This window comes from Streptomyces rectiviolaceus (genome assembly GCF_039533825.1).
GTDB lineage: Bacteria > Actinomycetota > Actinomycetes > Streptomycetales > Streptomycetaceae > Streptomyces > Streptomyces rectiviolaceus.
This window is the reverse complement of record NZ_BAAAUG010000081.1, coordinates 1-12,311: the sequence shown is the minus strand read 5'-3', so window position 1 is coordinate 12,311 and position 12,311 is coordinate 1. Positions and strand designations below refer to the sequence as shown.

Sequence of the window (12,311 nt, the reverse complement as noted above, 5' to 3'; positions counted from 1 at the left end):
GCCCCCGGCCGCACCATGGCCGAGGCTGAGCGTGAGCGCCTGCAGCGCAGGGCGGCGTCCGACGGCGCGGCGGGGGCCGGGGCGCTCTCCGGTGAGGCGGGCCTTCCGCCGCGTGACGCCGGTTCCCGCTTCGGTGCCTTCCACCGTGCGCGGCGGGCCGCGGGCGACGTGCCCGGTTCCCCCGCGACGCCCGAGTCCCCCGCCGATTCCGGGCCGCCGCCCGCCGAGTAGACCGAAGCCTCCCGCACGGCGCCCGGGCTCTGGCGCCCCCTTCCCCGCTCGAGATCGTGAGATTGGAGGGACGGGCAGGTGACCGGAGAACCGGCGCATCTCGCCCCGCCTACCATGCAGACCACTGACAACAGCCTGACCTGGCTCCTGCAGAGCCTCCTGAAGCGCACCCCCGGTACGCGGCACGCCCTGGTGCTCTCCCGGGACGGCCTGAAGCTGTGCTGGAGCGAGCATCTGACGCTCGACCAGGCTGACCAGCTGGCGGCGATCTGCTCCGGCATCCAGGCACTGGCCCAGGGCGCCTCCATGGAGTTCGGCGACGGCACCGGAGGCGTCCGGCACTCCATGACCGAATTCCACGGCGGGCTGCTCTTCATCGTCGAAGCCGGTCTTGGGGCGCACTTGGCGGTCGTGGCGGAGGAGAACGCCGATCCGGGAGTGGTGGGCCATCAGATGACCGAACTGGTCGAGCAGATCGGTGAGCATCTGCGCGCCGAGCCGCGCGCTCAGGACGAAGGCAGCGGCTCCTCGTGACGCCGCGCAGGCCCGTGGACATCGGTGATCCGGACAGGCTGTACACGGTCACCGGTGGCCGCAGCCGCGCCGACGACGATTCGTTCGACCTGGTCACTCTGGTGGTGAGCGAGTGCGAGCCCACTGCCGGGATGCAGTCGGAGCACGTACGGATCCTCGAACTGTGCCGGCATCCGACGGCCGTGGTGGAGATCGCCGCGGAGATGAAGCTGCCGATCACGGTGGTGCGGATCCTGCTTGGTGACCTGCTCGCGATGAGCCGGATCACCGCCCGCCATCCCCGCGCGGCCGGCTCGGCCGCGTCGATCCCCGATTCCGCCCTTCTCAAGGAGGTGCTCCATGGGCTCCGCAACATCTGAGCTGCCCTCCCGTACGCCGCTGTCCGACACCGCCGAGACCGGCCTGAAGATCGTCGTCGTGGGCGGCTTCGGGGTCGGCAAGACCACGCTGGTCCGGTCGGTCAGCGAGATCCGTCCGCTGAACACCGAAGAGGTGATGACGCAGGCCGGCATCGGCGTCGACGAGACGGCCGACGTGGCCGCCAAGACCACGACGACCGTGGCCTTCGACTTCGGCCGGATCAGCCTCAACGAGCGTGTGGTGCTGTATCTGTTCGGCGCGCCGGGACAGGAGCGCTTCTGGTTCCTGTGGGACCGGCTCTTCTCCGGCACGCTCGGCGCCGTCGTCCTGGTCGACACGCGGCGGATGGACGACTCCTGGTACGCCATCGACCGGCTCGAGCACCACAAGACGCCGTTCGTGGTGGCCGTCAACCGGTTCGACGACGACACCTCCGCCCACTCCCTCGACGAGATCCGCCAGGCCCTGGCGCTGCCCGACCATGTGCCGCTGATCGACTGCGACGCACGGGTGAGATCGTCCGGCAAGGACGTCCTGATCACCCTCGTGGACCACCTTTACGCACTGGCCATGGCCCAGGAGATGACACCGTGACCGAGCCGACCGGATCCCCCTCTCCGCAGAGCCCGCCGCCCGGCTGCCCGGCCCACGCGGGCGCGGTGCGCCTGGGCGGCCTGGAGTACCAGCAGACGCCTTCGCAGCTCTACCGCAGCCTGCGCAGGGAGCACGGCGCGGTCGCGCCGGTGCTCCTCGACGGGGACGTGCCCGCCTGGCTGGTGCTCGGTTACTCCGAGGTCAGCTATGTGACAGGACACGACGAGCTGTTCGCCCGTGACTCGCGCCGCTGGAACCAGTGGGAGCACATTCCCGCCGACTGGCCGCTGCTGCCGTTCGTCGGCTACCAGCCTTCGGTCCTGTTCACCGAGGGCGAGGAGCACCGGCGGCGGGCCGGGGTGATCACGGAGGCCCTCGAAGGGGTCGACCAGTTCGAACTCGCCCGGGACAGCGCCCGGATCGCCGACCGGCTCATCGCCTCGTTCGCCGGCAGCGGCCAGGCGGAGCTGATGAGCGCGTACGCGCACGCGCTGCCCATGGTGGCCGCGGTGCAGATGTGCGGCATGCCGCACGAGGGTACGGACACGCAGCAGCTCGTGGACGACCTGCGGATCTCGCTTGACGCGCATGAGGGCGACGACCCCGTGGCGGCGTACACCCGCGTCGGCGAGCGGATCCAGCTCCTGGTCAAGGAGAAGAGGGAGAAACCAGGCGCGGACGTCACGTCGCGGATGCTGCAGCATTCGGCGGGCCTGACCGACGAGGAGATCGTCCAGGACCTGATCTCCATCATCGCGGCGGCCCAGCAGCCGACGGCCAACTGGATCTGCAACACGCTGCGGTTGATGCTGACCGACGAGCGGTTCGCCCTCAACGTGTCCGGTGGGCGGCTGAGCGTGGGCGAGGCGCTCAACGAGGTGTTGTGGCTCGACACCCCGACCCAGAACTTCATCGGCCGCTGGGCGGTGCGCGACACCCAGCTCGGCGGGCGGCAGATCCGGGCGGGCGACTGCCTGGTGCTCGGCCTCGCCGCGGCCAACACCGACCCGCAGATCTGGCCCGAGTCGCATGTCGGCCCGGAGAACTCCGCGCATCTCTCCTTCAGCCACGGCGAGCACCGCTGCCCCTACCCCGCCCCGCTCCTCGCCGACGTCATCGCGAGGACGGCGGTCGAGACGCTCCTCGAGCGGCTCCCCGACCTCGTCCTCGCGGTGGAGCCGCACGAGCTGACCTGGCGCCCGTCCATCTGGATGCGCGGTCTGACCTCGCTGCCGGTGCAGTTCACGCCTGCGGCGCACTGAAGCGGTGCCGGGGCGCCACGTTCGGGCGGCGCCCCGGTGGGGTCAGGCGGTGACGGGGGTGAACCGCACCGGCAGCGACTGCGGGCCGCGGGTGAACACCCCTTGCTCGACGGGGTCGAAGCCATCGGCGAGCCGTACGTCGGGCATCGCGTCGAGGAGTTGGCCGACGCCGATCTCCACCTCGGCCTTGGCCAGCAGGGCGCCCACGCAGAAGTGGCGGCCGAGGGCGAAGGAGAGATGGTCGGCGGCCGCGGAGAACGCGGTCGTCGTGGTCAGGTCGGCACGGAAGATGTCGAAGCGGTCCGGCTCGCTGTAGCGCCGCTCGTCACGGTTGGCCGAGCCGATCAGGCAGGTGACGGTGGCTCCTGCGGGGATGGTGCCGCCGGTGACCTCCACCTCGGTCGCCGACTGCCGCATGATCATGTGGACGGGCGGCGTGTGGCGCAAGGTCTCGGCAAAGGCGCGCGCTATCAGGGTGCGGTCCTGCCGGACGGCTTCGAGCTGCTCGGGGTGCATCAGGAGGTTGGCGAAGATGCTGGCGATGGCCTTGTCGGTGGTCTCGCCGCCCGCCGCGAGCAGCAGGCTGCAGAAGGCCTTGATGTCCTCGTCACTCATGCGTACGCCGTCGACCTCGGCGGCGCACAGCGTGGAGAGCAGGTCGTCCCCGAGGTTGTCGCGGCGCTCCCGGATGATCGGGATCATGTACTCGGCGAACTCCACCCGGGTGCGCTCGCCGGCCGCCGCGACCTCGGCGTCGCCCGCGAGGTTGCCGAGGAAGGCGATGACGGTGGTGTACCAGCCGTGGAAGCGCGCGTGGTCGCCCTTGTCCAGGCCGAGCATGTCGGCGATCACGTTGACGGGGAAGCGGGTGGCGTAGTCCGCGACCAGGTCCACGCTGCCCGTGTGCCGGAAGGTGTCGATGAGTTCGCGGGAGTTGCGCTCGATGACGGGCAGGAATTTCTCCTGGAGGTCGCTGCCGCGGAACGCCGGTGCGACGAGTGCGCGCCGCACGGAGTGCTCCCGGCCGCTGAGCTGGAGGATCGTCTTGCCGTGGACGGGCTCGATCTGCCAGTCGTAGTTGTCCGTGGTGAACTGCGAGGCCTTGTCCTTGAACACGCGCTCGACGTCCTCGTACCGCGAGATGATCCAGCTCTGCGTCGCCTCGTGCCAGAACAGCGGCGCGCTCTCCCGCATCACTCGATAGGCCGGGTACGGGTCCTTGGCGAACTCGGGCGAGAGGATGTCGGGGACCTGCTGCGCGGTGGACATGTAGCTCCTAGGTCAGAGACAGGCAACGCCCACCAGGCTATTGATCACTTACTGAGCCAACCAGCCCCTCCTGGCCGACGGTTGAGCGCTGCACTAATGTTGGCCGGAAATCACCCCTCGCCCCGCCGGATCGAAGCCGGTGGGGCGAGGGGGAGCAGCGGCACCCGGTGGCCGGGATCGTCTCAGCAGCTGAGCTTGTCGCCCGGGGCGACGTTGAGGATCCCGGTGAACCGGGTGTAGTTGTTGACCCGGCTCTGCACCTGCTCAGGGTTCTTCCCGTCGCATTCCAGGCTTCCGTTGATGCTGCGGATCGTCTCGCCGAATCCCGCGCTGTTGACCATGGCGTTGTGCGGCGTCATCGTCCCCGGGCCGTTCTGCGTGTTCCAGTACCAGAGGCCGGTCTTCCACGCCACGGCCGGATCGTTCTGCACGAGATCGGGGTTGTTCAGGAGGTCGATGTTCAGGGCGTCGCCCGCCGCCTTGTAGTTGAAGTTCCAGCTGAGCTGGATCGGGCCGCGGCCGTAGTACTTGTCGTTGCCCGCGGGGCAGCCGTAGGGCTGGGAACTGTCGCAGTAGTGCGGGTAGTTCGCGGTGTTCTGCTCGACGACGTGGACCAGACCGCCCGTCTCGTGACTGACGTTCGCCAGGAAGGCCGCGGCCTCCTGCTTGCGTACGGTGTCGCTGCCGGTCTGGGTGAACTCGGGGTAGGCGCTGAGCGCCTGCGTGAGACCGCTGTAGGTGTAGAAGGAGTTCCGGTTCGGGAACATCTGGTTGAACTGGGCCTCACTGACGAGGAATTCCGCCGCGGCCTGCTTCCCCGAGTCCGCCTTCTCCGCGGAGGCGTTGGGCGCGAGGGTCAGGAGGGCGAGGGCGGCGGCGGACGCGGTCGCGGTGAGCGCGGCGATGACACGAGGACGCATGGGGGATCACTCCTTGGCGGGTCGGCGCATGCGCGTGCACGGCCACCCGTCACGTGGTGGGGGGAGGATGTGGGGCCGCCTCTTGAGCGCGCACGAGGGGTGAGAAGCACGCAGAGACGCGAAGAGAACGCGAAGAGACGCGGCAGGATCCACCAGTGATCACACCGGCGCACCGGAAGCTGCAGCTGTCCGGAATGGCTCCTGCCGTTGGACTAGACCATACCGAGTGACACGTCCACGTCAATAGTCCTTCGGGCGTCCGCCGTCGGGCGCGGAGATCGCCGGGCACATTCCGGTACGTCTGTGGGAAGCCGCCGCGGACGTACACTGAAGCAGTGTCGGGCAGGTCCCTGCTCCGCCCGGCCATCTGTGATCAGCCCTCCACGACCCGGATCCGGTCCTCTGCGACCAGTCGTGCGGCGCACAGGTAGCGTTCCTCGGCCGTCTTGGCCCTTCGGCCCGCACGCAGATATCCCCCCTGTGGGGCCCCGCTCGCCTTACGCGCATCACCGCGGATTCCGGCTCCCCGTCGCCCCTGCCCCTCAGGCCGGGCGTGCGCGGTGCGCCGTGAGCCGCCTCCGAGGGGACTGTTGTTGAAGCTCAGTGCACTGCTCGACGGCCATGACCACCACGTTCTGCACGGTGACCCGGGAGTCCCGGTCACCGCGGGAATCACCTTCGACGCCGGGCAAGTTACGTCCGGATCGCTGTACGTCGCCGTTCCCGGCCATGAGGAGGGCGGGCCCGGGGGCATCAGCCGGGCGCTGGAACGAGGGGCCGTGGCGGTCCTCGCCGAGGACGGCGCGCTGCCGGCCGCGGGGGCCGCCGGACAGGTGTGCGTGGTGCGGGTGAAGGACGCACGGGCGGCCGCCTCGCTCGTCGCCTCCCGGTACTACGACGAGCCCGGCCGCACGATGGACATCGTCGCCATCACCGGGACGAACGGCAAGACGTCCGTCTCGTACATGGTCGAATCGGCGCTCAGGCTGGCCGAGGGCGTGAAGGTGGGGGTCATCGGCACCTCGGGGAGCCGGATCGGCACGGAGCGGATACCGATGCCGCGGTCGGTCCTGAGCACCCCCGAGTCGCCGGACCTGCAGTACCTCCTGGGTCACATGCGCGACCGGGACACGAGCAGCGTGGTGCTCGAGGCCACCTCCATGGGTCTGCTGCAGCGGCGCCTTGACCATGTGCCCGTCTCCGTCGGTGTCTTCACCAATCTCACCCAGGACCACCTGGACGACCACGGGACCATGGAGCACTACAAGAACGCCAAGCTGCGCCTCTTCGCGGGTCTCTGCGAACGCGCGGTGGTCAATGCCGACGACCCCGTCAGCGCCGACATCATGGCCCTGATGCCGGGCGCTGTGACCACATACGGCCTGGACGCACCGGCCGACTACCGTGCGAGCGACCTGGTCATGGACGCGGTGGGCGCCCGCTTCACGCTCCACCACGACGGCCGCAAATACCCTGCCGCAATCCCGGTACCGGGCCGCTTCTCGGTGTCCAACGCGCTGGCCACCCTCGCGGCCTGCCATCTGCTGGGGCACGAACTGCCCGCCCTCGTCGAGGCCTTGGACCGGATGCCGCCCACCCCGGGCCGGCTCGAACGCTTCACCACCACGGGCGGAGTCTGCGTGATCGTCGACTACGCGCACTCTCCGGACTCGCTGGAGAAGGTCCTCGCCACGATCCGCGGCTTCGCGACCGGGTCCGTGATCACCGTCTTCGGCTGCGGCGGCGACCGTGACATCACCAAGCGTGCCCTGATGGGCGAGATCGCGGGCCGTCACTCCGATCTGTGCGTCGTCACGTCGGACAACCCCCGCAACGAAGACCCCGAGATCATCCTGGACCAGATCGTCCCCGGCCTGACCTCCACCGGGACGCCCTTCCACCGGGTGGCCGACCGCCGCGCGGCGATCTCGCACGCGCTGTCCGTCGCGCGGCGGGGCGACATCGTGCTCGTCGCGGGCAAGGGCAGCGAACCGCACCAGATCGTCGGCGAACAGCTCATCCCCTTCGACGACATGACCGTGGTCCGCGAACTCGACGCGCTGTAGGGGCGACCACGCGGCTGGGTGTGCGATTCATCCATCGCCTCGGCGCGCGCAGTGCGAATCGGGCACTGGTGCGGTGGGGCGCACGGCGTTTACGGTCCCTGCATTTCCGCCACAGCACCTCGTACGCCGTGGTGCCGTCACCCAGGGAGCTTGCCTGTGCCCAAGGAGCCATCTCCGTCCGTCACCGAGGTCGAGACGCACGGAGTCGAACGCATCCCGGACGCGGACCGCACCGCGGGGCCGCTCGATCTGTTCCGGCTCGCGTTCGGCGGCGCCAACACCTTCGCCACCTGTGTGCTCGGGGCGTTCCCGATCCTGTTCGGCCTCTCCTTCTGGCAGGGGCTCGCCGCGATGCTCGTCGGACTGCTCATCGGCGCGCTGTTGCTCGCCCCGATGGCGGTGTTCGGGCCGCGCAACGGCACGAACAACGCCGTCTCCTCGTCGGCGCACCTGGGCGTGCACGGCAGGATCGTCGGCTCCTTCCTCTCCCTGCTCACCGCCGTGGCGTTCTTCTCCCTGTCGGTGTGGAGCTCGGGGGACGCGCTCATCGGCGGGGCGCACCGACTGTTCGGCGTGCCGGAGAGCGATGTGGCCTACGGCTGCGCGTACGCCGTCTTCGCGGCGCTTGTCCTCGCCGTGTGTGTCTACGGATTCCGCTTCATGCTGCTCGTCAACAAGATCGCGGTCGTGGCGGCGACCCTGCTGTTCGTGCTTGGACTCGCCGCGTTCGCCGGGGACTTCGACCCCTCGTACGCCGGGGTCTTCACTCCGGACGCCGACCAGGCGACCCAGGACCTGTTCTGGCCGTCCTTCATCGGCGCCGCGCTGATCGTGCTGTCCAACCCGGTCTCCTTCGGCGCCTTCCTGGGTGACTGGGCGCGCTACATCCCGGCCGAGACGCCCCGCCGCAAGGTGATGGGAGCGGCCTTCCTCTCGCAGATCGCCACGGTGCTGCCGTTCGGCTTCGGCCTGGCGACCGCGGCGATCATCGCCGAGCAGGCGCCCAAGTACATGGACCCGGCCGCCCCCAACTTCGTCGGCGGCCTGCTCGCGATCGCGCCCGCCTGGTACTTCCTGCCGGTCTGCCTGATCGCGCTGATCGGCGGCATGTCGACCGGGACCACCGCGCTGTACGGCACCGGCCTCGACTTCTCCTCGGTCTTCCCGCGGCTCGGCCGCGTCCAGGCCACCGTTCTGATCGGCGCGCTGTCCATCACATTCATCTTCGTGGGCCGATTCGGCTTCAACCTGGTCCAGGCGATCTCCACCTTCGCCACGATGATCATTACCTGCACCGTGCCGTGGATGATCGTCATGATGCTCGGCTACGTCACGCGGCGCGGCTGGTACGACCCCGAGGCGCTGCAGGTCTTCACCCGCCGACAGCACGGGGGCCGCTACTGGTTCGCCCGTGGCTGGAACTGGCGTGGCATGGCGGCCTGGTGGACCGGTGCGGTGACCGGCGTCCTTTTCACCAACATTCCGGGACAGTTCGTCGGGCCGCTCGGCGACCTCGCGAACGGCGCCGACATCAGCCTCCCGCTGGGGGCGGCCGTCGCTGCGGTCGTCTACCTCGCCCTGCTCGCCGCCTTCCCCGAGCCGCGCGGGGTGTACGGGCCCGATGGGCCGCGCTGGGTGCGCGCGGCCGACACGCCGATCGCTCCGATCACTCCGATCACCGGGGAGCCGAATCCAGCTCCCGCTTGAGGTTCTTCAGGGTCCGGTCGATGTTGCCGACCTGAAAGACCGCGAAGGTGTGCCCGCCCGTGGCCAGCCGGTCGAAGGCGTTGGCCACGAAGGTGGGCCAGGAGCGCCTGTCGTCCGTCCAGGTCTCGGTCACCTTGGTAGCACCGTCACTGTCCTGGAACCGGTACTCCCAGGTGGCGATCGGGGCCCGCAGCCGGGGGCGCTTCAGCCCGATCGCGTGCACGCGGAAGGCGAAGCGCCGGCCCGGCTCGGCCTTGGTCACGGTGCAGCGCGTGGTCCAGCGGAACGGGCCGCGCTTGTTGTGCCCGTCGAAGACAAGGCCGACGCGGGCGGGCACTTCGCCTTCGGGCACGGTCGCCCCGAGGTTCTCGGGGCTCCAGCGCCCCATCAGACCGGGCCGGCTCACCTGCTCGTACACCGACTGTGGTGACGCCTCGACCAGGATGCTTCGGGACACTGTGAACGTGCGGGTCATGACAACTCCGATCCTCGTCCCGCGACCTTACTCACCGGTAGCATGAATGTCAGCCCCTCGCCCGCGCGACGAGGGAGGATCCGGATGCCGCAGAGTGCCGCAAAGTGCCTCGGGGCCTCAGACCAGTCCGGTCACGGTGACGGCGACGGTGACGGCCGCCCCGGGAACAGCCCGCTCCCCGGTCACCCGCTGGACGGCCCCCGCCGCGGCCGAGCGCACCTCTCGGGTCACGTCCAGGGCCCGCCGCCCCCGGTGCAGGACGACGTACACCTCCACGCTCCAGTCCTGGGTGTCCTTCTGCCGCCGCACCTGCACGCCCGCCGCGCCCGCCGGAGTGCTGGGGAGCCCCCGCCTCCACACGGCCGACGACCGCAGGAGATCCACCAGGCCCGGCCGCAGGAAGGCCACCCCCGGGGTGGCAAGAACCGCCTCTATGACGGCGTCCGCCAGGACGCGCGAAACGTCTCGATCACTCACCGCTGCCGCCCTTCGGTGCTGTCGTCGCTGCCGTCGTTGCCGTCGCTGTCGTCGCTGTCGTCGATGACATCGGTGATCGTCACGTCGACGACCGCGATCCGCATGCCCAGCTCGCCGTCCACCGCGTCGAGCACCCGGCTCCGCACCCGGTCGGCGACCTGCGGCAGGTGCCACGTGAGCGGGACCTGCACCTCGATGCGGATCCTGACCGGCCCTCGCGCGAGACGCCCCGGGGGCGCCGGTGAGGCGGGGTCGTCCAGCGGATCGATGCGGCAGCTGCCCGCGCGCACGCCCGGCAGCGACTCGGCCGCCGCCCGCACCGTTCTGGCGGCGGCGGCCTCCACGATCCACGCGTCCTCGTCCTCGTCGCCGAGCGGCAGCGTCCGGCCCGGCCGCAGTTCAAGGCGCACCACGTCCATGACACGGCCGGTGAGCGCGGAGGTGTCCGGCTCCCGCGGCGCTGTGTCGCGCGTCTGCGTGACGATCCCCTCAAGGTGTCGCAAGGCGTTCAGAGCCTGTGCGCAGTGCGGGCAGCCGTCGGCGTGCGGGTCGGGCACGCCCGCCTCCCACTGTTCCCATACGTGTGACAACTCGCGCCCACAGGGCAGCAGTTCGTCCTCAGGCAGCACTCCGAAGCCCGCCTCCCGCTCGTCGTCCGGTCCGGATTCCCCGTTCATCGCCATGCCGCCATCGCCTCCGTCAGATAGCGCCGCGCTCTGAAGACCCGGCCGCGGACCGCCTCCGGACTGATGCCGACCGTCTCGGCGATGGACTCGTAGGGCGCGCCGTCCAGCTCACGCAGCACCCAGCACACCCGCTGCTCCGGCGAGAGCCCCTCCATCGCCCGCGCCAGGTCCTCCACGGCGGCATGCCCCTCGGCGGCCCGCGCGGGCGAGACCTCGTGCTCCGGCGCGGGCGGCTCGGGCAGGCTGTCCAGCGCCACCACCGGCCGCCGCGAGCGCAACACGTTCAGGCAGCGGTTGGTGACGATGCGGTAGATCCACGTACCGAACTGCGCGTCCCTGCGGAACTCCGGCAGCTTGCGCCAGGCACTGACGAAGGAATCCTGCACGGCGTCCTCCGCCTCCGGACGGCTCCCGAGCAGGCGCGTGGCCAGGCGCAGCGCCATGGGTGCGTGGCGGTGCACGAGTGCCTCGAAGGCCTCCTCGTCACCTTCCGCCGCCCGTACCGCGAGTAGGCCGTCCTCACGTCTCGATGACGCATCCGCTTCCTCGGCTGTTCCGCCCCGGTCGCCCGGCACACGCGGCTCCTCTCACTTCGGTCGTGGTCGTACGACACACCAAGGGCCCTCCGCGTTACGCGGCCCAGGAACGCTACCTGCCGGGAGAAGAAATTCCCGCGAGGCGCGTAACGCAGCCGGGGTACCCGGGTCAGAGCCGGAGAAGGCCGAAGAGAGCCCTTCACACGGTCCAGCACCGACAGCACAGTCAGCACTGCCAGCACTGCCACCGAGAGAACCCCGACGACGAGGAGATGCCACCATGGCGACGCAGGACCTCACTTCGAACGCGGCCGTATCCGGCAGCACCGAGAAGGACCTCACCGGCGGGGTGCGGCAGAGCGCTCCCGGAGCCACCACCGTCACGGGCGGTACGGGCGCGACCGAGCCGGCGGCGACGCGGGGCAAGACGTCCATCGCCGATGTCGTGGTCGTGAAGATCGCCGGGATAGCGGCTCGCGAGATCCCCGGCGTGTTCGACATGGGAGGCGGCCTGTCCCGCACCATCGGCGCCGTGCGCGACCGCGTTCCCGGCGGGCGCCCCAACGTCGGGCGCGGGGTGAAGGTCGAGGTCGGAGAGCGGCAGACGGCCATCGACCTCGACATCGTCGTCGAGTACGGCGTGCCCATCACGGACGTCGCCCACGACGTGCGCGAGAACGTCATCTCGGCGGTGGAGCGCATCACCGGCCTCGAGGTGGTCGAGGTGAACGTCGCCGTCAACGACGTCCACCTGCCCGACGACGACACCGCGGAATCCGGCGGCGAGACGCGCGTCGAGTAGCGCCCCGCCCCACGCGGGCCCAGCCGTCACGTCACCTGTCCGTTGTCCGTGGTGTGAGACGTCCTCTTTCTGTGGTGTGAGGTGAGTGGTGAGCACAGCTCTGGGCGGTCTGATCGCGGGCATGGCCCTGGGGTTCGCCGGGTGGTTCGGCGGCTTCGGCGCGTTCCTTCTGGTCGCCGCGCTCGGCGCGGTCGGCTTCGTCGTGGGACGTCTCGTGGACGAGGGCACGGACATCCGCGCCTTCCTCGGCGGGCGTGACCAGGAGCGCCGATGACCACGCCCGCCCCGGAGCGCGGCGCGACGACCATCGCGGACCGCGCGGTGCGCCGCATCGCGGAGCGCGCCGCGACGGAGGCCCTGGCGCCCGGCGCGGTCGAGGCCGGCCGAGGAAC

14 protein-coding genes and 1 pseudogene are annotated in these 12,311 nt (G+C 70.2%); 9 read left to right on the top strand and 6 right to left on the bottom strand.

The features are described 5' to 3' along the window. The 5 genes and pseudogenes from ABD378_RS23015 to ABD378_RS22995 all read left to right on the top strand — a co-directional run. A pseudogene (locus ABD378_RS23015) lies at positions 1-231 on the top strand (ATP-binding protein); the annotation flags it as partial. Between the two features lie 114 nt (positions 232-345). Further along, positions 346-765, top strand: coding sequence for a roadblock/LC7 domain-containing protein (locus ABD378_RS23010; RefSeq protein WP_249591702.1), 420 nt, complete (start codon positions 346-348; stop codon positions 763-765). Next, positions 762-1,124 (top strand): DUF742 domain-containing protein, encoded by a 363-nt coding sequence (locus ABD378_RS23005; protein WP_344523158.1) that lies wholly within the window; start codon positions 762-764, stop codon positions 1,122-1,124. The genes ABD378_RS23010 and ABD378_RS23005 overlap by 4 nt, the downstream gene beginning before the upstream one ends. Then, positions 1,105-1,719, top strand: coding sequence for a GTP-binding protein (locus ABD378_RS23000; RefSeq protein WP_344523156.1), 615 nt, complete (start codon positions 1,105-1,107; stop codon positions 1,717-1,719). Before ABD378_RS23005 ends, ABD378_RS23000 begins: the two co-directional genes overlap by 20 nt. Then, positions 1,716-2,981 carry a cytochrome P450 gene (locus tag ABD378_RS22995; protein WP_344523154.1) on the top strand — a complete coding sequence of 422 codons (1,266 nt, stop codon included), beginning with the start codon at positions 1,716-1,718 and terminating at the stop codon, positions 2,979-2,981. The genes ABD378_RS23000 and ABD378_RS22995 overlap by 4 nt, the downstream gene beginning before the upstream one ends. 42 nt (positions 2,982-3,023) lie before the next feature. Here the strand turns inward: ABD378_RS22995 and ABD378_RS22990 are convergent, their stop codons facing one another. Both ABD378_RS22990 and ABD378_RS22985 read right to left on the bottom strand, forming a co-directional pair. Then, positions 3,024-4,250, bottom strand: a complete 1,227-nt coding sequence (locus tag ABD378_RS22990; protein ID WP_344523152.1) for a cytochrome P450 — start codon at positions 4,248-4,250, stop codon at positions 3,024-3,026. Between the two features lie 182 nt (positions 4,251-4,432). After that, a complete protein-coding gene (locus tag ABD378_RS22985) occupies positions 4,433-5,170 on the bottom strand; it encodes a chitinase (RefSeq protein ID WP_344523150.1) in 738 nt (245 codons plus the stop codon). 593 nt (positions 5,171-5,763) lie between these two features. On the opposite strand from ABD378_RS22985, the gene ABD378_RS22980 reads away from it, so the two are divergent. Together ABD378_RS22980 and ABD378_RS22975 are read left to right on the top strand one after the other, a co-directional pair. Beyond that, positions 5,764-7,236, top strand: a complete 1,473-nt coding sequence (locus ABD378_RS22980) for a UDP-N-acetylmuramoyl-L-alanyl-D-glutamate--2,6-diaminopimelate ligase (protein ID WP_344523148.1) — start codon at positions 5,764-5,766, stop codon at positions 7,234-7,236. Positions 7,237-7,392: 156 nt separating this feature from the next. Beyond that, a complete protein-coding gene (locus ABD378_RS22975) occupies positions 7,393-8,943 on the top strand; it encodes a purine-cytosine permease family protein (protein WP_344523146.1) in 1,551 nt (516 codons plus the stop codon). Here ABD378_RS22975 and ABD378_RS22970 read toward each other — a convergent pair. The 4 genes from ABD378_RS22970 to ABD378_RS22955 all read right to left on the bottom strand — a co-directional run bounded on the left by ABD378_RS22970 (position 8,912) and on the right by ABD378_RS22955 (position 11,156). Next, complete coding sequence (locus tag ABD378_RS22970) at positions 8,912-9,418, bottom strand: SRPBCC family protein (protein WP_344523144.1); 507 nt, start codon at positions 9,416-9,418, stop codon at positions 8,912-8,914. The two genes, ABD378_RS22975 and ABD378_RS22970, sit on opposite strands and share 32 nt — an antisense overlap. 117 nt (positions 9,419-9,535) lie before the next feature. Further along, on the bottom strand, positions 9,536-9,895 hold the full coding sequence (locus tag ABD378_RS22965) for an Asp23/Gls24 family envelope stress response protein (protein ID WP_344523142.1): 360 nt from the start codon (positions 9,893-9,895) through the stop codon (positions 9,536-9,538). Then, the gene (locus tag ABD378_RS22960) at positions 9,892-10,578 is read right to left on the bottom strand and encodes a hypothetical protein (RefSeq protein WP_344523140.1); all 687 of its coding nucleotides are present in this window, start codon (positions 10,576-10,578) and stop codon (positions 9,892-9,894) included. Before ABD378_RS22960 ends, ABD378_RS22965 begins: the two co-directional genes overlap by 4 nt. Continuing rightward, on the bottom strand, positions 10,569-11,156 hold the full coding sequence (locus ABD378_RS22955; RefSeq protein ID WP_344523138.1) for an RNA polymerase sigma factor: 588 nt from the start codon (positions 11,154-11,156) through the stop codon (positions 10,569-10,571). Before ABD378_RS22955 ends, ABD378_RS22960 begins: the two co-directional genes overlap by 10 nt. Before the next feature lie 241 nt (positions 11,157-11,397). Between ABD378_RS22955 and ABD378_RS22950 the strand changes: the two genes are divergently transcribed. Both ABD378_RS22950 and ABD378_RS22945 read left to right on the top strand, forming a co-directional pair. Continuing rightward, positions 11,398-11,919, top strand: coding sequence for an Asp23/Gls24 family envelope stress response protein (locus tag ABD378_RS22950; protein ID WP_344523136.1), 522 nt, complete (start codon positions 11,398-11,400; stop codon positions 11,917-11,919). Positions 11,920-12,007: 88 nt separating this feature from the next. Continuing rightward, positions 12,008-12,193: a hypothetical protein gene (locus tag ABD378_RS22945; protein WP_344523134.1), complete on the top strand. Its 186-nt coding sequence runs from the start codon at positions 12,008-12,010 to the stop codon at positions 12,191-12,193. Positions 12,194-12,311 lie beyond the last annotated feature (118 nt).